A 19,481-nucleotide genomic window follows, 5' to 3' on the forward strand; every position below is an offset into this window, starting at 1 on the left:
ACGCTACGCAATCGAGTTGTGTTTGTGCTCAACAGTCTTTCTGCGTTCGTTTTCTCCGGTTTAGAAGGATTGATGCCAGTGCGGTGTTGACGCGCTGGTAGAGCAGCGTCTTACTCACTCTATGCCTTTAAAAACGCTCGATGTAGTGGGATAGGTTTTGGTATTTCGACATGTGCGACGGTGCTAATGTCTCTGCCAACGTCGAGATCAGGATGATAGTGTTTTGGTCGGCGCTGTCCGAGGCTTTTCGCCCAGGAAAAAATCTATGAAGAGTTGCTGATCGGTGTCGACGTGGCAGCCCAACATCAGATGATCATGAGCGCCGATGAAGACTATCTGCCTTGGGATGTACTCAAAGTTCGCTTGAGGGAGTTGCTGTTCGCTGTCGATCAAGATGATTACTCCCGCGTCCGCCAGCTCCTCCGAGAATCCGTCTCCGGCTATACCCCCCCGACGGTGAGATCGTCGACTGGATCTACCAGCAGCGCCGTCTCGAACCCTGATTGTTTCACATCCTGTAACGCACGCATTTTTGACTTGTCCCCACCATGACCTACTTTTGAGAGGCAGCTTCGGAAAAGCTGCTTTCTCAAATGATGATGGAGCGTCACTTATGCGTACCGGTTACTTCTACTCCTTGGTTTTTGCCTTCCTCACCAGTGCCTCGATTGCTGCGATTGCAGCGCCCGTCGCGCCATCGGAGCCAGTGAAGGCGCCGATCGTGATGGACGCTGCGGCATCTTCCCAAACTGCGAAAATCAATCTCAACGAAGCCGACTCGGCGACTCTGCAAAAGGAACTGTCAGGCGTAGGCGAGGCCAAGGCCAAGGCGATTGTTGCGTATCGTGAAACAAACGGACCATTCGCATCGATCGATGAATTGCTGGAAGTAAAAGGTATCGGCAAAGCAATCCTGGATCGCAATCGCGATAAGCTGGAAGTGAACTAAGCTGATTGTTCAACGCCAAGGGGCCGGTCATTGACCGGCCTTTTTGTTTTTCTGTTCGCGAGTTTGGCAGGGAAGGCGAAGGGAACGCTCGTCGGATAGCAAAAAATTACGGCTATCATATTTGCTTTGGATTATGCCTATAATAATTTCCACGCGCTCTGCATCAAAAGGATTCAGAGGCGATCCCTCAAGCATTTCAGGAGTACGGTCATGAATTCTGTTGCGTCCCAAGGTACGGCTCTGGTCACTGGCGCTTCGTCCGGTATCGGTGCGATTTACGCTGAGCGGTTGGCAGCGCGCGGGTTCGATTTGTTGTTGGTCGCCCGTGATCAGGAGCGACTGGAGAGTGCCGCGAGTCAATTGCGTGCCGCCCACGGTGTTCAGGTCAAAGTGCTCAAAGCTGATCTGACGCAAAAGGATGACGTGCTCAAACTTGAACAGCGCCTGCGCAGTGATTCAAGCCTCAGCCTGTTGGTCAACAACGCCGGCGTGGCGGCTGACGGTCTGTTGGCCAACGCCAATCTGGATAACCTGGAGCGTCTGATCCAGCTCAATATCACCACGGTCACTCGCCTGGCCTCGGCGGCGGCCGCCAGTTTCGCCAAGGCCGGTCGCGGCACGATCATCAACATCGCCTCGGTGGTGGCGCTATTTCCAGAGCGCTTCAATGCCACTTACAGCGCCAGCAAAGCTTACGTGTTGAGCCTGACTCAATCGCTGAATGCCGAACTCGACGGCACCGGAGTCAAGGTGCAAGCAGTGTTGCCCGGCGTGACCCGCACAGAAATCTGGGAACGTTCCGGGATCGATGCCAGCGGCATTCCGACAGACATGGTGATGGAGGCCGGCGAGATGGTCGATGCCGCGCTGGCAGGTCTGGATCAGGGCGAACTCATCACCATCCCTTCGTTGCCGGATGCCGGCGAGTGGGAGGCTTATGTCGCCGCGCGTCTCGTGATGGCACCGAATCTGTCCCGCAGTTCGGCGGCCCGTCGCTACAAGTAAGTTCTTTTGAATCGGTCAGAGGTACACGCGATATGGATCAGCGTCGAGTAGTCGTCACGGGCATGGGCCTGGTATCACCCTTGGGCAGCGACGTCGAAGTCGTTTGGCAGCGGTTGCTGGCCGGGCGTTCTGGATTGCGCAGCTTGCCGGATGCGGTGGTCGCTGATTTGCCCGCGAAAATTGGTGGTGCGGTGCCAACCCTGGAAGAGGACGCCGAGGCGGGGTTCGGTCCTGACCGTGCCACGCCGCCTAAAGAACAGAAGAAGATGGATCGTTTCATTCTGTTCGCGATGGAGGCTGCTCGGCAGGCGCTGGAGCAGGCGGGATGGCATCCATCCGAGGCAAAAGATCAAGAGCGTACGGCGACGATCATCGGTTCCGGTGTCGGCGGCTTTGGTGCGATTGCCGATGCAGTACGTACCACTGACAGTCGCGGCCCCCGACGACTGTCGCCCTTCACCATTCCCTCCTTTCTGGTCAATCTGGCGGCCGGGCACGTGTCAATTCAGCATGGTCTCAAAGGGCCGTTGGGCGCACCGGTGACTGCCTGCGTTGCCGGGGTTCAGGCCATTGGTGATGCAACGCGATTGATTCGCGCCGGTGAAGCGGATATCGCGGTGTGCGGCGGGGCGGAGGCAGCAATCGATCGGGTCAGTCTGGCGGGGTTTGCGGCGGCACGGGCGCTGTCCAGCGGCTACAACGACACACCTGAACGTGCTTCACGTCCATTCGACAGCGGTCGTGACGGTTTTGTGATGGGCGAAGGCGCGGGTCTATTGGTGATCGAATCTCTGGAACACGCCTTGGCACGTGGCGCACAACCCTTGGCCGAACTGGTCGGTTACGGCACTACGGCCGACGCCTATCACCTGACAGCCGGGCCTGAAGACGGCAGTGGTGCGCGGCGAGCAATGGAACTGGCTCTGGCTCAAGCCGGTATCACGCCGGAGCAGGTGCAGCACCTGAACGCTCACGCCACTTCCACGCCGGTAGGCGATCTAGGCGAGCTGGCGGCCATCAAGAGTGTGTTCGGCTCGCAGAACAAAATCGCCGTGACTTCGACCAAATCCGCGACCGGACATCTGTTGGGTGCTGCCGGCGGGCTCGAGGCGATTTTCACGTTGTTGGCGATTCGTGATCAGGTGGTACCGCCGACACTTAACTTCGAAAATCCCGATCCTGCCAGTAAAGGCGTGGACATCGTCCACGGCCAGGCCCGGTCGATGCCGATCGAATACGCCTTGTCCAACGGCTTCGGTTTCGGCGGCGTGAATGCCAGCGTGCTGTTCAAACGTTGGCAGGCTTAATCTTCGGACCGCTTGAGATGGTCGCGGGTGACGTCGAGGATGCGCTGGGCAAAGCCGGCATCCGCGACGCTGCGTGACAGCAAAAGAGCGCCGACCAGCGTCGACATGATGACGATGGCGCGGTCGGCGCTGTTGTCACCTTCAAGGGTATTTTCGATCTGCTCAAGACGCGCGTTGAGCACCGCGTCGCTGGTGGGGCTGGGCTGCCCGCGCAGGCCGAGCTCTGAAGAAATGGTCAGCAGGGGGCAACCTTCATCCGGTGAGGTCTGGTGCCATTCGGAGAGATAGGTGTCAATGAACAACTCAAGCGAGTTGTCCTGAGCAAAGATTTCCGCGCACAACCCGGCGACCTGCGCACCGGCCTCCTGCAAGGCTTTTTCAACCAGATCATCCTTGGACTTGAAGTGCGAATAAAAGCCGCCATGGGTCAGCCCGAGCGCTTTCATCAACGGTTGCAAACCTGTCGCGCCAATCCCGTCCTTGCGAAACCGTGCTGAAGCTTCCTTGATGATGCGCTGATGGGTCTGGGCTTTGTGATCCTGCGAGTAACGCATTTCGACTCTCCGCGACAAGGCCACCATCTTAACCACTGAAAATTAGATGGTGACTGTACTTCTACTTCTAAAAAACACGCAGATAAGTCCAAAGCGTCGAAAAAACACAAACCCCGCCGGTTGGGCGGGGTTTGGTTCAGCGGTCTTGCGCTTCCTTGGCGTCCGCTTCGGCATTGCGTTGTGCAACGCGCTTGCGTTCTTCATCGGTCAGTTCGACCTTGTTGGCGGTGTCTCGCAACATCATCAATCCGCCAACGATCGAGCCGATTGCAACAACCAGAATCAACCAGGCATACCAGGGCATAACGGCTCTCCTTAATGGCAGATCGACGGGCGAGGATTTCGCCGTGCGATGCTGCATACCACTTTTGAGCGAAATGACTTCGCAGTGGTTCCATTCTAGGCCCGTTATGCCTGGCGCACCGAAGTCTCTCAATGCCCGGTCAGCATCGCATCAGCCGGCGCGTTGGCGCGAAGTTGCCCGGTGAGCAGGAAGTAGCCGAAACCCACCGCCATGAAGCCGAGGAAAATCAGCCCGATCAAGGTGTTGAACCAAGCCATGGCTACCAGACAAACCACTGCCAGCACCAGTGCAATCAGCGGTATCAGCGGATAGCACGGTGCGCGAAAAGTACGTTCCAGATTCGGCTCGGATTTACGCAGCTTGAACAGGCTGAGCATGCTCATGATGTACATCACGATCGCGCCGAACACCGCCATGGTGATCATCGCCGCCGTGAGGGTCATGCCGCCGAGGTTGATCAGGCCATCGCTGTAGATCGCAGCGATGCCGATGATGCCGCCGGCGATGATTGCCCGGTGCGGCGTCTGGAAGCGCGACAGTTTCGCCAGCGATGCGGGCAGATAACCGGCGCGGGCGAGGGCGAAGAACTGGCGTGAATAGCCAAGAATGATTCCGTGGAAACTCGCCACCAGCCCGAACAGGCCAATCCATACCAGCATATGCAGCCAGCCGGAGTTGTCGCCGACCACGGTTTTCATCGCTTGCGGCAGTGGATCGTTGATGTTGGCCAGGGTGCGCCAGTCGCCGACGCCGCCGGCGAAGAACATCACGCCCATCGCCAGTAACACCAGAGTCAGGATGCCGCTGATGTAAGCCTTCGGAATCGTGCGTTTCGGATCTTTGGCTTCTTCGGCGGCCATGGCCGCGCCTTCGATGGCGAGGAAGAACCAGATGGCGAACGGGATCGCGGCAAACATCCCGGCAATGGCCGGTGCCCCGAACACATCCGAACCGGCCCAGCCATTGAGCGCGAAGTTACTGAAGCTGAACGCGGGTGCGACCACGCCCATGAACACCAGCAGTTCGGCGACGGCGAGCACGCAGACGATCAGCTCGAAGGTTGCCGCCAGCTTCACGCCAAGAATGTTCAGGCCCATGAACACGATGTACGCGCCGACTGCCGCGTGTTTCGGATCAAGTGCCGGAAATTGCACATTCAGGTAAGCGCCGATGGCCAAGGCAATGGCGGGTGGGGCGAAGACAAATTCGATCAGTGTCGCCAGCCCGGCGATCAATCCGCCTTTTTCACCAAATGCTCGACGGCTATAGGCGAACGGCCCGCCCGCGTGGGGAATCGCGGTGGTCAGTTCGGTGAAGCTGAAGATAAAACAGGTGTACATGGTGGCGACCATGAACGAGGTCACCAGAAAACCCAGCGTTCCGGCCACACCCCAGCCATAACTCCAGCCGAAGTATTCCCCGGAAATCACCAGCCCCACGGCAATGCCCCACAGGTGCAGCGTGCCCAGTGTGGGTTTGAGTTGTGTGTTCATGCGGTTGCTCCCTGAACGGTTTGGAAAGCTCGGGAGGAGGGCGTTTGCAGTGTGCGTGCCATCGCTGTGAAACAAGTCGTAATAAGTTGAAAGCTGTCGTATCGAGGATGTTCGCGGGGGGATTGCCGCTTTTTGTGCGCCAGTTGGGTGCGATGCTGGCGGTTATGCCGTCTTCGCGAGCAGGCTCGCTCCCACAGGGGAATGCATTTCAAATTGTGGGAGCGAGCCTGCTCGCGAAGAGGCCCGCCCGCACAGCGCAAAAACCACCTGTAACGCCCGCATAAACCCACTCTTTACGCTTTCTTTATGTCCAGCCAACACCCTCGCTCTCGTTCCTTTACAGCCTCCTTTCCGACAATGCCTCCACACGCGGCAATACGCCGTAACACGGAGATCTTCCATGAGCGTTCTGGACGGGGTGTCACTGCTACTGGCAGTGGGGCTGTTCATTTATCTGTTGGTTGCGCTGTTGCGCGCGGATCGGAACTAGGAGCGGCTATGCACAGTTATGACTATTGGCTGATCCTCGCGTTTTTCGCGGTGGTTCTGTTGCCGGCGCCGTTCCTCGGGCGCTTCTACTACAAAGTGATGGAAGGCCAGCGCACCTGGTTGACGCCGATTCTTGGCCCGGTCGAGCGCGGTTGCTATCGCATCGCCGGGGTTGATGCGCAAGCCGAACAGAGTTGGCAGAAATACGCGCTGGCCCTGCTGGCGTTCAACCTTGCCGGTTTCCTGCTGCTGTTCTCTATCCTGTTGTTCCAGGATCACCTGCCGCTGAACCCGCAAAACCTGCCGGGTCAGGAGTGGACGCAGGCGTTCAACACCGCGGTCAGTTTCATGACCAACACCAACTGGCAGTCCTACAGCGGTGAAGCGACCCTCAGCTACCTGAGCCAGATGGTCGGCCTCACCGTGCAGAACTTCGTCAGTGCCGCCACCGGCCTCGCCGTCCTGGTTGCGCTGTGCCGCGGCATCGGCCGCAAATCCGCCCAGACACTCGGCAACTTCTGGGTCGACATGACCCGCGCCACCCTCTACGGCCTGCTGCCGCTGTGCTTGTTGCTGGCGCTGTATCTGGTCTGGCAGGGCGTGCCGCAAACCTTCGCGCAGTATGTGAATGCGGTGACCATGCAAGGCGTTGATCAAGTGATCCCGCTCGGCCCGGCCGCCAGCCAGATTGCGATCAAGCAACTGGGCACCAACGGTGGTGGCTTCTTCGGCGTGAACTCCGCGCACCCGTTCGAGAACCCGAGCGCGTGGAGCAACCTGTTCGAAGTCGCCTCAATCATCCTGATCCCGGCGGCGTTGGTGTTCACCTTTGGCCACTACGTCAAAGACCTGCGCCAGAGCCGCGCGATCATCGCCTGCATGTTGGCGCTGTTCCTGATTGGCGGCGCGACTTCGCTGTGGGCCGAGTACCAACCCAACCCAGCCCTGAACAACGCCGCCGTCGAACAGACCGCACCGCTGGAAGGCAAGGAAGCACGCTTCGGCACCACCGCCACGGTGTTGTGGTCGGTGACGACGACGGCGGCTTCGAACGGCTCGGTCAATGGCATGCATGACAGCCTCAACCCGCTCAGCGGCATGGTCGCGCTGGTCAACATGATGGTCGGCGAAGTGATCTTCGGCGGCGTCGGCGCGGGGCTCTACGGCATGTTGCTCAACGTGTTGATCGCGGTGTTCCTCGCCGGTCTGATGATCGGCCGCACACCGGAATACCTCGGCAAGAAATTGCAGGCGCGGGAAGTGCAATTGCTCGTGGTGACCCTGCTGGTGATGCCGATTGGCGTACTGGTACTTGGCGCGATTGCTGCGACTTTGCCAGGCCCTGCGGCGACCATCAGCAACCCTGGCCCGCACGGTTTCAGTCAGTTGCTGTACGCCTACACCTCGGCCAGCGCCAACAACGGTTCGGCGTTCGGTGGTCTGAGTGCGAACACGCCGTTCCACAACCTGATGCTCGGTCTGGGCATGTTGATCGGTCGCTTCGGTTACATCCTCCCGGTGCTGGCATTGGCCGGTAGCCTGGCGATGAAGAAAACCGCACCGATCGGCCAGAACAGCTTCCCGACCCATGGCCCGCTGTTCGTGACCCTGTTGACCGTGACCATTTTGCTGGTGGGCGGCCTGACCTTCTTGCCGACTCTGGCGCTCGGCCCGATTGCCGAACACCTGAGCATGGGCTTCTGAGGACTGAATGATGAATATGCCCGCAATCAAACCCGCCGCCGTCAAGGCGCCGGAACAAGCGAAAACCGCGATCTCGGCGTTGTGGCGTCCGGCGCTGGTGCAAGCTTTCGTCAAGCTCGACCCACGGCAATTAAAGCGCTCGCCGGTGATGCTGGTGGTCGAACTGACCGCGATTTTCACCACCGTGCTGTGCTTCATTCCCGACGCCGATGTGCCGACCTTCGTCGCCGCGCAAATTGCATTGTGGCTGTGGTTCACCGTGCTGTTCGCCAACTTCGCCGAGGCCTTGGCCGAAGGTCGCGGCAAGGCCCGCGCCGACAGTCTCAAGGCCGGCAGCGAAGGCCTCAGCGCCCGCCGCAAACAGGCCAATGGCAGCTTTCAGGTCGTGCCTGCTGCCAGCTTGCGTAAAGGCGATATCGTGCGCGTCGAAGCCGGGGAGATGATCCCCGGTGACGGCGAAGTCATCGAAGGCATCGCCGCTGTCAACGAAGCGGCGATTACCGGTGAGTCTGCGCCGGTGATCCGTGAGTCCGGCGGCGACCGCTCGGCGGTCACCGGCAACACTCGACTGGTGTCGGACTGGTTGCTGGTGAAGATCACCGTCAATCCCGGCGAATCGACCCTCGACCGCATGATCGCACTGGTCGAAGGCGCCAAGCGCCAGAAAACCCCGAACGAAGTGGCGCTGGACATCCTGCTGATCGGCCTGACCCTGATCTTCCTGTTGGTGGTCGTCACCCTGCAACCGTTTGCCCACTTTGCCAACGGCAGCCTGCCGCTGGTGTTCCTCGTGGCGCTGCTGGTCACGCTGATTCCGACCACTATCGGCGGCCTGCTTTCGGCCATCGGTATCGCCGGGATGGATCGTCTGGTGCGCCTGAACGTGATCGCCAAGTCCGGCCGCGCGGTGGAAGCAGCGGGCGACGTGCATGTGCTGCTGCTGGACAAGACCGGCACCATCACCTTCGGTAACCGTCGCTGCAGCGCGGTGTATGCCGCGCCGGGTGTCACGGGTCGCGATCTGGCGGAAGGCGCGTTGTTCGCCTCGCTGGCGGATGACACCGCCGAAGGTAAATCCATCGTCGAGTACCTGCGCGGCCTGCACCCGCAGCCTGAACCGGCGCCGGAAACCTTGACCGCCGTGCCGTTCAGCGCCGAAACCCGCTTGTCCGGTGTTGACTATCAGGGCCGTGTTTATCGCAAAGGTGCGGTGGATTCGCTGCTGAGTTTCCTTGGCCAGAAACGCGCTGATCTGGCACCCGCGCTGTCGCGGGAAATCGACAAGATCGCGCAGAGCGGCGGCACACCGTTGCTGGTCTGCGCCGACGGCAAACTGCTCGGTGCGATCCATCTCAAGGACGTGGTCAAACCAGGCATCCGCGAGCGTTTTGCCGAACTGCGCAAACTGGGGATTCGCACCGTAATGGTCACCGGCGACAACCCGCTGACCGCTGCCGCCATCGCTGCTGAAGCCGGCGTGGATGACGTGCTGGCTGAAGCGACCCCGGAGAAAAAACTGGCGCGCATTCGTCACGAGCAAAACGACGGTCGCCTGGTTGCCATGTGCGGCGACGGTGCCAACGATGCCCCGGCGCTGGCGCAGGCTGACGTGGGTATGGCGATGAACGACGGCACCCAGGCAGCGCGTGAAGCGGCGAACATGGTCGACCTCGACAGCGACCCGACCAAGCTGCTCGACGTGGTGCAGATCGGTAAGGAATTGCTGGTGACTCGCGGCGCGTTGACGACCTTTTCCATCGCCAACGACGTGGCCAAATACTTCGCGATCCTGCCGGCGCTGTTCGCCTCGATCTACCCGCAACTGGGCGTGCTGAACATCATGCACCTGACCAGTCCGCAGAGCGCGATCCTGTCGGCCATCGTCTTCAACGCGTTGATCATTGTCGTGCTGATTCCGTTGGCATTGCGTGGCGTGCGCGTGCAGGCGGCGAGCGCGGCGGCGTTGCTGCGACGCAATCTGTTGATCTACGGGGTGGGCGGGATTCTGGTGCCGTTCGTGGGGATCAAGGCGATCGATATGTTGCTCACGGCGTTGCATCTGGTTTGACGCCATCGCGAGCAGGCTCGCTCATACATTTGAAGTGCGTTCCCCTGTGGGAGCCAGCCTGCTGGCGATGAACTCGACACGGTCCAACTGATTAACGCGGTATCTGCTTTTTGAATTCGAGGATCTTGAAATGTCCACAATGATACGTCCGGCCCTGAGCCTGCTGGTGCTGATGACCCTGGTCACCGGCGTCGCCTACCCACTGGTAGTCACGGGCGTTGCCCAGGTCGCGTTCCCCGCTCAAGCCAATGGCAGTCTGGTCCACGATGCCGACGGCAAAGTCCGTGGCTCATCGCTGATCGCGCAGGATTTTGTCGGCGATGCCTGGTTCCACCCACGCCCATCTGCCGGTGCGTTTGCTACCGTGTCCAGCAGCGCAAGCAACCTGGCGCCAAGCAATCCGGCGCTCGCCACGCGAGTGATCGACGACGCCAACAAGTTGCAAGTCCCTGGGCAAGGCCCGGTGCCGCTGGCGCTGTTGACCACCTCGGGCAGCGGTCTCGATCCGCACTTGCCACCGGCGGCAATTGCCTATCAACTGGCGCGAGTTGCGGCCGCACGCAATCTGCCGGTGTCGACCGTGCAGCAGTTGCTTGATGCCCACATCGAACAGCCGCTGGTGGGGCCGCCTGTGGTGAATGTGCTGGAGCTGAACATGGCACTGGAAAAACTCTGAATCGGCGGCGCGGCCATTCGCGAGCAGGCTCGCTCCCACAGGAATACGCGTTCCAAATGTGGGAGCGAGCCTGCTCGCGAAGAGGGCCGAAAGAACACCGCATAACTATCAGGAAGAGAGAGCATCAAGCATGAGCGATTCCGGCCGCGCCGACGCGCTGTTAGCAGACCTGCCCCGCGATGGCCGCGGCCGGCTCAAGGTTTTCCTCGGCGCCGCGCCCGGCGTTGGCAAGACCTACGCGATGCTTCAGGCCGCGCACACCCAACTGCGTCAAGGCGTCAAAGTCATTGCCGGCGTCGTCGAAACCCACGGCCGCGCCGAGACTGAAGCGCTGCTCGGCGGCCTGCCGCAGCTGCCTTTGGTGCGCTCGGAATACCGTGGGGTGATGCTCGAAGAAATGGACCTCGACGGCATCCTCGCGGCCAAACCGAAACTGGTGCTGGTCGATGAACTGGCTCACAGCAACGCCCCCGGCAGTCGCCATGCCAAGCGCTGGCAAGACATTCAGGAACTGCTCGCCGCCGGCATCGACGTGTACACCACGGTCAACGTCCAGCACCTGGAAAGCCTCAACGATCAAGTGCGCGGCATCACCGGTGTGCAGGTACGCGAAACCCTGCCGGACTGGGTGCTGCAAGAAGCCTACGAACTGTTGCTGATCGACCTGCCACCGCGTGAATTGCTTGAGCGTCTGCGCGAAGGCAAGGTCTACGTCCCGGAGCAGGCTCGGGCGGCCATCGATGCCTTCTTCACCCAGACCAACCTCACCGCATTACGCGAACTGGCGATGCAAACCGCCGCGGCGCAGGTCGATAATGACCTCGCCCAAGGCTATCGGCAACTCGGCCAGGCAGCACCGGCCGTACGCGGTCGTTTGCTGGTCGGGGTTGATGGCGATGCCCAGGCCGAACGCCTTGTGCGTCATGCCAGTCGGGTTGCGCAACGTCGGCATCTGCCGTGGAGTCTGGTACACGTCGACAACGGCACGGTAAGCGACGAGCAATCACGCCTGCGCCTGCAAAGTGCCCAGCAACTGGCCGAACGCCTCGGCGGCGAAGTGGTGTTGCTGCGCGCCGGTGAAGTGGCGAAAACCCTGATCCAGCACGCCGCTGAACGCCGCGCGAGTCTGGTGCTGGTCGGCCAATCGCGGCCGCGTCTGCGTCGTCGCCTGTTCGGTGGCGGTCTGGCCGCACGGCTACTGCGTCAGGGCCATGGCCTGGAAATCAACGTCCTCGACAGCGATCAGGAGCAGCATCAACCGCGTCAGCGATCCGCACCGACACTGGTGTGGTTCGACTATGCGTTGGCGCTGCTCGCCACAGTGTTGGCCACTGCCTTGGCGTGGGCGGTGTCGAGTGTGTTGCCGCTGCCGAACATCTCGCTGGTGTTCCTCGCGGCGGTGTTGCTGGTGGCGGTGCGCAGCAGCCTCGGCCCGGCGCTGGCCTGTGCCGCGTTGTCGTTTCTGACCTACGACTTTCTGTTCATTCCGCCAAATTTCTCGTTCAGCATCCAGCGCGAGGAAGATGTCCTGACCTTGCTGTTCTTCCTGCTGATGGCGGCGCTCACCGGCAACCTCGCCGCGCGTCAGCGTCGGCAATTGCAGGCGTTGCGCGATACCCAGGAAGAGACCACCGAGCTGCTCGACCTGTCGCGCAAACTCACCGCTGCCACCGACCGCCAGGCCGTGGTCAGCGCCGCGGCGCAACACCTCAACGGCTGGAGCGATCTGCAACTGTGCCTGCTCAACCGCGACGGGCAGGGCGGCTGGAAAGTCGAGACCGGTGGGCCGCTGGAGTTCACCGAATCCGAGCGCGCCGCCGCCGACTGGGCCTGGCAGCACGATCAACCGGCCGGTATGGGCACCGGCACCTTGCCATTCGGTCGCTGGTGGTGGTGGCCGCTGTCGGTCGAGGACGGGCCGTTGGCCTTGCTTGGTGTCTGCGCCAAAGAGGGTCAGACCCTGAGCGGCCAGCGTCGTCGTTTGCTGACTGCACTCAGTCAGCCATTGGCGCAAGCACTGGCCCGCGCGCAACTGGCCGATGATCTGGAAGCGGCGCGCCTGCACGGCGAAACCGAGCAATTGCGCAGCGCCTTGCTGGCCTCGGTGTCCCACGATTTGCGCACGCCGCTGACGTCCATGCGTGGCAGCATCGACAGCCTCTTGGCGCTGGGCGAAGCGATCCCGCTGGAAGATCGTCGCGAACTGCTCGAAGGCACCCGCGATGAGGCCGAGCGCCTTGATCGCTACATCCAGAACCTGCTCGACATGACCCGCCTCGGCCACGGCGCGCTGAAGCTGGCGCGAGACTGGGTGTCGCCCGCCGACATCGTTGGCAGTTCGCTCAATCGTCTGCGCGCGGTGCTGGCGCCGCTGCAGGTCAGCACCGAGGTGCCGGCGCAGTTGCCGCTGCTGTTTGTGCATGCGGCGCTGATCGAGCAGGCGCTGGTCAATGTGCTGGAAAACGCCGCTCGGTTCTCGCCGGCCCACGGTCGCTTGCAACTGAGTGCGGGAGCGAATGAGCAAGAGATTTTCTTCGCGGTCAGCGATGAAGGGCCGGGTATTCCCGAAGACGAACGAGCGAAGATTTTCGACATGTTCTACACCGCCGCGCGCGGTGATCGCGGCGGGCAGGGCACCGGCCTCGGGCTGGCGATCTGTCAGGGCATGGTCGGCGCTCACGGTGGGCGAATCAGCGTCGCCGACGGCATCGACGGGCGCGGCACCTGCATCACCTTGCACCTGCCGTTGCAGACGCAACCGGGGATGGACGATGAAGGCTGAATCCGACTGCACTACTCTCTTGCCAATCTTTTTTGTTGATGTGAATTCATGAGCCAGACCGCGACCATTTTGGTCATCGACGACGAACCGCAGATCCGCAAATTTCTGCGCATCAGCCTCGCTTCACAGGGCTACAAAGTGCTGGAGGCGGGCACAGGCGCCGAAGGGTTGGCGCAGGCAGCACTGAACAAACCGGATCTGCTGGTGCTCGACCTGGGTCTGCCGGACATGGACGGCCAGCAAGTGCTGCGCGAGTTTCGCGAGTGGGCCACGGCGCCAGTGCTGGTGCTGTCGGTGCGCGCCAGCGAAGGGCAGAAAGTCCAGGCGCTGGATGGCGGCGCCAATGACTATGTGACCAAACCGTTCGGCATTCAGGAGTTTCTTGCGCGGGTGCGTGCGTTATTGCGTCAGGCACCGGCCGGAGAAGCGCAGCAGGCGGCGCTGAATTTCGGCCCGCTGACGGTGGATCTGGCCTATCGACGCGTATTGCTCGACGGCGTCGAAGTGGCGCTGACCCGCAAGGAATATGCGGTGCTGGCGCAACTGGCGCGGCATCCGGGGCGCGTGATTACCCAGCAGCAATTGCTCAAGGATATCTGGGGGCCGACGCATACCGAGGACAGTCATTATCTGCGGATCGTTGTCGGGCATCTACGGCAGAAACTGGCGGACGATCCGACGCGACCACGGTTTATTGTCACTGAAGCCGGGGTTGGCTATCGGCTGTTGAGTGATGTTGGCTGATCTGGCCTCTTCGCGAGCAGGCTCGCTCCCACACTGGATCTGCGTCGTTCACAAATCCCCTGTGGGAGCGAGCCTGCTCGCGAAGATGTCATCAAACACACTCGAGAAATCAGGCCCGATCAACCCTGCTCACTTTCATACCGATCCAGCGTATCCCGGGCAATCTCGCGACCCAGCGCGATCAGCTCCGGCGCCTTGTAAAACTCGAAAAACCGGCAGACCCGTTTCGGTACGTTGATCAGGATATCCGGCGGATACCCGGCAATCTTGTATTGCGCCAGCGAGGTCTGCATCACCTCGAAACTCTGGTTGATCAAATCCAGCAGCGAGGCCGGCCCGACGTTATCGATGATGAACGAGCCGGTGGCGGATTTCGGCGCGCCTTCGTGCTCGGGCGCGGCGGCGGGTTGCTGGGCTTCGGGTTCGGCGCCTTCGAGCCACGGATTGATAGCGGCTGCCTCTGCTCTCAAAGCTTCCTGTTCCAGACGCAATAATTGTTCGGCCTGGGTGCGACGGAACGGCATCTTCGAGCCCAGCGAACTGATCAGGCTGTCGAAGCGCGAGCGAAACGCTGGCGGGCGCTGGATCACCGGCAGTTTGTAATGCCGCTGGTTGGTCGAGTTGAGATTGACCGCAATGATCAAATCACAGTGGCTCGACACCACCGGCACGATCGGCAGCGGGTTGAGAATGCCGCCATCGACCAGCATCCGGTTGCCTTGCATCACTGGAGTGAAGAGGCTGGGAATCGCCGCCGAGGCGCGCATGGCTTGATGCAGGCAGCCTTCCTGAAACCAGATTTCCTGTTGGTTGGTGAGGTCGGCGGCCACCGCGGTGTAGGGGATGCGCAGATCCTCAATGTTGATATCGCCGACGATCTTGCGGATCTGGCCGAAAACCTTTTCACCACGAATCGCGCCGAGACGGAAACTCACGTCCACCAGCCGCAGCACGTCGAGGTAATCCAGGCTTTCGATCCAGTTGCGGTATTCGTCGAGTTTGCCGGCGGCATAGATTCCGCCGACTACTGCGCCCATCGAACAACCGGCAATGCAGGCGATGTCGTAACCGCGGCGTTCAAGTTCTTCAATGACCCCGATATGGGCGTAGCCCCGGGCGCCTCCGGAGCCCAACACCAGTGCGACACGCTTTTTCATCAAACTTCCTCCCGACAAGGTTGCACAATGCACTTATCGAGCGGACGGCTCAATCGTCAAGGTCGTCCTGTGCGCCGGTGACGTCGTTTTTACGTTACGGCCTGACCACTCGGCGCTATCCTTTTTGCCACCGCAGATTCGCGCTGGGGCAAGGCACTTTTTCGCCGCCCGACCGTCTTACCTGCACCACTGTTGACCTATTTTGAGGTGTGAGAGATGAAAGCCTGGATCTGTGTGCCGTTGATTGCCTTGGCATTGGCCGGTTGCGCCGGGAAAACCGCTTACCGCGACAGCTGCGGCAGCCAACTCGACACCGCATGGCATGAGCTGGACCTGGCCAAGGCCGAAGGCTTTGCCGGCACCGTCAGTTATTCCAAGGCGCTGTCCTTGCTGACGGCCGCCAAGACCCAGCAGCAATTCGAAGGTTTCGAAGGTTGCGCCAGTAAGGCCGAGAAGGCGCGTTTTTACATTCGCGAATCCCGCGCCGGTCGCTAAGCTGCTGACATAGCGCAAGCGGGGCGAGGCTGCGAAGTTGCAGACTCATCCCTGAAGCCATTTCGAATCAGGAGCAAATGATGTCTGCGTTGGTTGACCGGTTGGTGGCTCACATCCTGAGCCTGGAAGTGCGGCTACTGGCCTGTCAGGCGAGATTGACCGCACGCACTGATCCCGAGGCGCTGCACGATCTGCGCACCACGGTGCGGCGCTTGCGCAGCCTGTTGCGGCCGTTGCGCGGCTTGCCGGGTGTTGAGCAACTGGAAGGGGCAGCGTCGGCGGTCGGCCAGGTGACCACGCCCTGGCGCGATCGCGAAGTGTTGGCGGCGTACCTGCTCGAACACGATCAACCCGTTGCTGCGCAAAAGCGCATGGCGCAGATGGCCGAAGCCTATCCGGCGCTGGCGGCGAGTCATGAGGTGGCGTCGCTGCTGATGATTCTTGACGCTTTCCCGCGATTCCTGCGTGCCTCTCAGCGTCAGGGCCTATTGAAAGGTCTGGATAAACGCATCGAAAAACGCCTCGGCAAGCAATGGCACAAACTCGATGAGGCGCTGCACGATCCGGCCCACGACCGGCATCGCCTGCGTCTGCTGATCAAGCGTGTGCGTTACGGCATCGAAGCCTATCCCGAACTGGATCGCCTGCCGGAAGCGGCGCTGCCACGCTTGAAGTCTGCGCAAGGTGCGCTGGGCGATTGGCACGATTGCTGGCAGTGGCTGGTGAAAGCCGAGCTGGAAACCGATCTGCAACCGTGTGTTGCCACATGGCAGGCGGGTTTGATCAAAGCCGAGGCCAAAGCCGATCGTGTGCTCGAAAAACTCAACAGCACCTGCTTCAAATCCTGAGACCAGCACATCACCCCTTGTGGGAGCGGGCTTGCTCGCGAATGCGGTGTGCCAGATAAGTATCTATCGACTGATACGCCGCTTTCGCGAGCAAGCCCGCTCCCACAGGGGATTTTCAGTGTGGCTGATGTGGGTGTACGGCCTATCTGTCAGCCCATTTGACCGGAATAGACGCTGCGGCGCTCTGCCGGGCTAGTTAAGATCCCTGCATTCTCTTTTTGCTTTCTGAGGTTGCCATGCGCTTTTGCGATCTGCTCGATGCCGTCCGCCGTCAACCGGAACTGACGATTCCTGCCGAATGGGGTCAGGGCCGTGCCAGTTTCGGCGGTCTGGTTGCCGCGCTGCAATATGAAGCCATGCGTGCGAAAGTCCCGGCGGATCGCCCGGTGCGTTCGCTGGCGATTACCTTCGTCGGACCGGTCGAGCCTGAAGTCCCGGTGAGCTTCGAAGTGCAGGTGCTGCGCGAAGGCAAAGCGGTCAGCCAGGTCATGGGGCGGGCGATGCAGAATGGCCAGGTCGTGACGATCGTCCAAGGCAGTTTTGGCGCTTCGCGGCCCTCGGAGGTGGCAGTCCAAGCGTATCCGGCGCCTTCAATGAATCACTGGGACGAATGTCAGGAATTACCTTACATCAAAGGCGTGACCCCGGAATTCATGCGCCATCTGGCGATGCGCTGGAGCGTTGGCGGCATGCCGTTCACCGGCAATCAATCGCGGCTGAAGGGGGGCTGGGTGCGGTTACGCGGGGATGTCAAAGAAGAGCCGGTCAAAGAGGCGCATCTGCTGGCTTTGGTGGATGCGTGGCCGCCCGCGCTGTTGCCGTATCTGAAGAAGCCTGCACCGGGCAGCACGTTGACCTGGACCATCGAATTCGTACAGCCGCTACGCGACTTGAGTACGCTGGACTGGTGCCAATACCTCGCCGACATCGAGTACGCCGCCGATGGCTACGGCCACGTCGCCGCCAAGTTGTGGAGCGCAGAAGGTGAATTGATTGCGATGAGTCGCCAGACCGTCACGATCTTCGCCTGAATCAATGCCGACGGTGACGCTCGACCCAGGCGCGCCACCAGCCGCCACTGAGAAACAAGCGCGCAAAGGTCAGAAACTGCTCGACCCGTAAACGCGAGACGGCATCTTCACGATCACCGAAAGGCTCGCAGGCTTACGCCTCCAGGCTGTGCCCGTGGCGCTGCAGACCCAGCGCCGCGATGATGCCGATCACGCCGATGGCCACACTGGCCAGGCTCAGGCTGAACACTCCGGACACGATCAACAGAAATGCCACGATGAACAACGGCACGGCAATCAGGTGCAGCACCCGATGGGTCGGATGCTGGTGATTGTTCGGGTACGCGCGCCATTGCCACGCGGGAAGGCTGGGGTGACGTTTGCCCATGTTGACTACTCCTCGATCCATGTTGAACACATGCTTGAAGAATAGGCCTGGGCGGGAAGGGCGGCGAATCAAGGTTGGCTATTGAAGTGATAGGCGTCATCGCTTGATTCGAGGGGGTGTCAGAAATTTTGTGTTCGGGCATAACATGAGTAAGAGGTGCATGTATGCCAACCAAAAAGAAACCCCTGCGTGACCTACCAAAAATCCCCAAGGAGCTGCTCGAAGAGTTCGGTGAGGGGCTGATTACCGCAGAGGCTATTGAAGACGCTTCTGCGGCCTTCAAGAAGGCCTTGATTGAGCGAGCATTGAGTGCCGAGCTCGGTCACCACCTGGGGTATCCGCCGGGCGCGCAGCGCCCAGAGGATGAAACCAACCAGCGCAATGGCAAAACGGGCAAGACGATTTTGACGGGGGATGGCCCGCTGCGGCTGGAGATTCCCCGTGATCGGGATGGCAGTTTTGCCCCCATTCTGATCCCCAAGCATGAGCGGCGTTACACCGGTTTTGATGACAAGATCATCGCCATGTATGCCCGAGGCATGACCGTTCGAGAAATCCGCGCTTTCCTCTCTGAGCAATACGGGACGGACGTTTCCCATGACTTCATCAGCTCAGTCACGCACGAGGTGATGGAGGAAATTGGTGCGTGGCAACAGCGACCGCTTGAGCCGATGTACCCAGTCATTTTCTTCGATGCGCTGCGGGTCAAGATCCGAGAAGAAGGCCTTGTCCGCAACAAGGCGATTTACTTGGCGCTGGGTGTTTTACCCGATGGAACGCGCGATATTCTTGGTATCTGGATCGAAAACACCGAGGGTGCGAAGTTCTGGATGAAGGTCTTCAACGACCTCAAGACCCGCGGCGTAGAGGACGTGCTGATCGCCGTGACTGACGGTCTCAAAGGCATGCCAGAGGCGCTAAGCGCAGTATTTCCGGCAACAACGCTGCAAACATGCATCGTCCACTTGATCCGCAACAGCCTCGATTACGCGGCGTGGGACAAGCGCCGTGAGCTGGCCAAGGCGCTAAAACCGATCTATCAAGCCATCAACGCAGAAGCGGCTGAGGAAGCACTGGATGCCTTTGAAAATGGCCCTTGGGGTAAGCAATACCCAACGGTGGTGGCGGCCTGGAGACGAGCCTGGGATCGAGTGATTCCATTTTTTGTCTTCCCGCCTGCCATTCGAAAAGTGATCTATACGACCAACGCTATCGAAAGCATCAACGCTCAGCTACGCAAGATCATCAAGACCCGGGGCCACTTCCCGACGGATGACGCAGCGACCAAGCTGATCTGGCTTGGGCTGCGTAACATCACGGCAAACTGGGGCTCGGCGGCTCATGACTGGAAGAGTGCGATGAACCAATTTGCGATTCTGTACGGAGATCGATTTATCAGGCCGACCTGGTAAAACCCGGCCTGCCTGACGGCAGGCCATTACCGGCCCGCACACAAAAAATCTGACACTCTCTGATTCGATGTTGCTTGGGCTGACGCCATCGCGGGC

The 19,481-nt window shown here is 60.5% G+C and carries 17 protein-coding genes and 2 pseudogenes; 14 read left to right on the top strand and 5 right to left on the bottom strand.

The genetic code is table 11. The features are described 5' to 3' along the window. Nucleotides 1-255: 255 nt before the first annotated feature. The 4 genes and pseudogenes from ATI02_RS25845 to fabF all read left to right on the top strand — a co-directional run. Nucleotides 256-503 (top strand): annotated as a pseudogene (locus ATI02_RS25845) (polysaccharide biosynthesis protein); the annotation flags it as partial. Nucleotides 504-613: 110 nt separating this feature from the next. Next, a complete protein-coding gene (locus tag ATI02_RS25850; RefSeq protein ID WP_100847749.1) occupies nt 614-949 on the top strand; it encodes a ComEA family DNA-binding protein in 336 nt (111 codons plus the stop codon). Nucleotides 950-1,159: 210 nt separating this feature from the next. Next, nucleotides 1,160-1,954, top strand: a complete 795-nt coding sequence (locus ATI02_RS25855; RefSeq protein WP_100847750.1) for an SDR family NAD(P)-dependent oxidoreductase — start codon at nt 1,160-1,162, stop codon at nt 1,952-1,954. A gap of 32 nt (nt 1,955-1,986) precedes the next feature. Next, nucleotides 1,987-3,261: a beta-ketoacyl-ACP synthase II gene (gene fabF, locus ATI02_RS25860; RefSeq protein ID WP_100847751.1), complete on the top strand. Its 1,275-nt coding sequence runs from the start codon at nt 1,987-1,989 to the stop codon at nt 3,259-3,261. Here the strand turns inward: fabF and ATI02_RS25865 are convergent. The 3 genes from ATI02_RS25865 to eat form a co-directional block, all read right to left on the bottom strand. Next, nucleotides 3,258-3,815 (bottom strand): TetR/AcrR family transcriptional regulator, encoded by a 558-nt coding sequence (locus tag ATI02_RS25865; RefSeq protein ID WP_100847752.1) that lies wholly within the window; start codon nt 3,813-3,815, stop codon nt 3,258-3,260. The two genes, fabF and ATI02_RS25865, sit on opposite strands and share 4 nt — an antisense overlap. Before the next feature lie 136 nt (nt 3,816-3,951). Further along, entirely contained in the window at nt 3,952-4,119 is a 168-nt protein-coding gene (locus ATI02_RS25870) for a DUF2897 family protein (protein WP_100847753.1), read from the bottom strand. 128 nt (nt 4,120-4,247) lie between these two features. Next, nucleotides 4,248-5,612, bottom strand: coding sequence for an ethanolamine permease (eat, locus tag ATI02_RS25875; protein WP_100847754.1), 1,365 nt, complete (start codon nt 5,610-5,612; stop codon nt 4,248-4,250). Nucleotides 5,613-6,012: 400 nt separating this feature from the next. Here eat and kdpF point away from each other — a divergent pair, with 400 nt between their 5' ends. The 6 genes from kdpF (at nt 6,013) to ATI02_RS25905 (ending at nt 14,075) form a co-directional block, all read left to right on the top strand. Then, nucleotides 6,013-6,102, top strand: coding sequence for a K(+)-transporting ATPase subunit F (kdpF, locus tag ATI02_RS25880; protein ID WP_007899818.1), 90 nt, complete (start codon nt 6,013-6,015; stop codon nt 6,100-6,102). 8 nt (nt 6,103-6,110) lie between these two features. Then, nucleotides 6,111-7,805, top strand: coding sequence for a potassium-transporting ATPase subunit KdpA (kdpA, locus tag ATI02_RS25885; RefSeq protein ID WP_100847755.1), 1,695 nt, complete (start codon nt 6,111-6,113; stop codon nt 7,803-7,805). A gap of 10 nt (nt 7,806-7,815) precedes the next feature. Next, on the top strand, nt 7,816-9,873 hold the full coding sequence (gene kdpB / locus ATI02_RS25890) for a potassium-transporting ATPase subunit KdpB (RefSeq protein ID WP_100847756.1): 2,058 nt from the start codon (nt 7,816-7,818) through the stop codon (nt 9,871-9,873). Nucleotides 9,874-10,003: 130 nt separating this feature from the next. After that, entirely contained in the window at nt 10,004-10,549 is a 546-nt protein-coding gene (kdpC, locus tag ATI02_RS25895) for a potassium-transporting ATPase subunit KdpC (protein ID WP_100847757.1), read from the top strand. A 130-nt stretch (nt 10,550-10,679) separates the two neighbouring features. Further along, nucleotides 10,680-13,331: a DUF4118 domain-containing protein gene (locus tag ATI02_RS25900; RefSeq protein WP_095189196.1), complete on the top strand. Its 2,652-nt coding sequence runs from the start codon at nt 10,680-10,682 to the stop codon at nt 13,329-13,331. 48 nt (nt 13,332-13,379) lie between these two features. Continuing rightward, nucleotides 13,380-14,075: a response regulator gene (locus ATI02_RS25905; RefSeq protein WP_095189195.1), complete on the top strand. Its 696-nt coding sequence runs from the start codon at nt 13,380-13,382 to the stop codon at nt 14,073-14,075. Nucleotides 14,076-14,194: 119 nt separating this feature from the next. On the opposite strand, the gene ATI02_RS25910 is transcribed toward ATI02_RS25905, so the two are convergent. Further along, nucleotides 14,195-15,232, bottom strand: a complete 1,038-nt coding sequence (locus tag ATI02_RS25910; protein ID WP_095189194.1) for a patatin-like phospholipase family protein — start codon at nt 15,230-15,232, stop codon at nt 14,195-14,197. A 216-nt stretch (nt 15,233-15,448) separates the two neighbouring features. On the opposite strand from ATI02_RS25910, the gene ATI02_RS25915 reads away from it, so the two are divergent. The 3 genes from ATI02_RS25915 to ATI02_RS25925 all read left to right on the top strand — a co-directional run bounded on the left by ATI02_RS25915 (nt 15,449) and on the right by ATI02_RS25925 (nt 17,606). Beyond that, nucleotides 15,449-15,727, top strand: coding sequence for a hypothetical protein (locus ATI02_RS25915; protein ID WP_053122404.1), 279 nt, complete (start codon nt 15,449-15,451; stop codon nt 15,725-15,727). Between the two features lie 80 nt (nt 15,728-15,807). Further along, nucleotides 15,808-16,575 (top strand): CHAD domain-containing protein, encoded by a 768-nt coding sequence (locus ATI02_RS25920; protein ID WP_100847758.1) that lies wholly within the window; start codon nt 15,808-15,810, stop codon nt 16,573-16,575. 236 nt (nt 16,576-16,811) lie between these two features. Continuing rightward, nucleotides 16,812-17,606, top strand: a complete 795-nt coding sequence (locus ATI02_RS25925) for an acyl-CoA thioesterase (RefSeq protein WP_100847759.1) — start codon at nt 16,812-16,814, stop codon at nt 17,604-17,606. 1 nt (nt 17,607) lies between these two features. On the opposite strand, the pseudogene ATI02_RS25930 reads toward ATI02_RS25925, so the two are convergent. Then, nucleotides 17,608-17,973 (bottom strand): annotated as a pseudogene (locus tag ATI02_RS25930) (Mpo1-like protein). Between the two features lie 164 nt (nt 17,974-18,137). Between ATI02_RS25930 and ATI02_RS25935 the strand changes: the two are divergent. After that, a complete protein-coding gene (locus ATI02_RS25935; RefSeq protein WP_095191982.1) occupies nt 18,138-19,385 on the top strand; it encodes an IS256 family transposase in 1,248 nt (415 codons plus the stop codon). Nucleotides 19,386-19,481 lie beyond the last annotated feature (96 nt).

Origin of the sequence: Pseudomonas baetica (genome assembly GCF_002813455.1) — a bacterium.
In the GTDB taxonomy this organism is placed as follows: Bacteria; Pseudomonadota; Gammaproteobacteria; order Pseudomonadales; family Pseudomonadaceae; genus Aquipseudomonas; species Aquipseudomonas baetica.

What these genes read in the sequence shown, in the direction of transcription:
- fabF (WP_100847751.1), top strand. Translation starts at nt 1,987, where the DNA reads ATGGATCAGCGTCGAGTAGTCGTCACGGGCATGGGCCTGGTATCACCC.
- ATI02_RS25905 (WP_095189195.1), top strand. Translation starts at nt 13,380, where the DNA reads ATGAGCCAGACCGCGACCATTTTGGTCATCGACGACGAACCGCAGATC.
- kdpC (WP_100847757.1), top strand. Translation starts at nt 10,004, where the DNA reads ATGTCCACAATGATACGTCCGGCCCTGAGCCTGCTGGTGCTGATGACC.
- ATI02_RS25915 (WP_053122404.1), top strand. Translation starts at nt 15,449, where the DNA reads ATGAAAGCCTGGATCTGTGTGCCGTTGATTGCCTTGGCATTGGCCGGT.
- kdpA (WP_100847755.1), top strand. Translation starts at nt 6,111, where the DNA reads ATGCACAGTTATGACTATTGGCTGATCCTCGCGTTTTTCGCGGTGGTT.
- ATI02_RS25920 (WP_100847758.1), top strand. Translation starts at nt 15,808, where the DNA reads ATGTCTGCGTTGGTTGACCGGTTGGTGGCTCACATCCTGAGCCTGGAA.
- ATI02_RS25850 (WP_100847749.1), top strand. Translation starts at nt 614, where the DNA reads ATGCGTACCGGTTACTTCTACTCCTTGGTTTTTGCCTTCCTCACCAGT.
- ATI02_RS25910 (WP_095189194.1), bottom strand. Translation starts at nt 15,232, where the DNA reads ATGAAAAAGCGTGTCGCACTGGTGTTGGGCTCCGGAGGCGCCCGGGGC.
- kdpF (WP_007899818.1), top strand. Translation starts at nt 6,013, where the DNA reads ATGAGCGTTCTGGACGGGGTGTCACTGCTACTGGCAGTGGGGCTGTTC.
- kdpB (WP_100847756.1), top strand. Translation starts at nt 7,816, where the DNA reads ATGAATATGCCCGCAATCAAACCCGCCGCCGTCAAGGCGCCGGAACAA.
- ATI02_RS25870 (WP_100847753.1), bottom strand. Translation starts at nt 4,119, where the DNA reads ATGCCCTGGTATGCCTGGTTGATTCTGGTTGTTGCAATCGGCTCGATC.
- ATI02_RS25900 (WP_095189196.1), top strand. Translation starts at nt 10,680, where the DNA reads ATGAGCGATTCCGGCCGCGCCGACGCGCTGTTAGCAGACCTGCCCCGC.
- ATI02_RS25865 (WP_100847752.1), bottom strand. Translation starts at nt 3,815, where the DNA reads ATGCGTTACTCGCAGGATCACAAAGCCCAGACCCATCAGCGCATCATC.
- ATI02_RS25855 (WP_100847750.1), top strand. Translation starts at nt 1,160, where the DNA reads ATGAATTCTGTTGCGTCCCAAGGTACGGCTCTGGTCACTGGCGCTTCG.
- ATI02_RS25925 (WP_100847759.1), top strand. Translation starts at nt 16,812, where the DNA reads ATGCGCTTTTGCGATCTGCTCGATGCCGTCCGCCGTCAACCGGAACTG.
- ATI02_RS25935 (WP_095191982.1), top strand. Translation starts at nt 18,138, where the DNA reads ATGCCAACCAAAAAGAAACCCCTGCGTGACCTACCAAAAATCCCCAAG.
- eat (WP_100847754.1), bottom strand. Translation starts at nt 5,612, where the DNA reads ATGAACACACAACTCAAACCCACACTGGGCACGCTGCACCTGTGGGGC.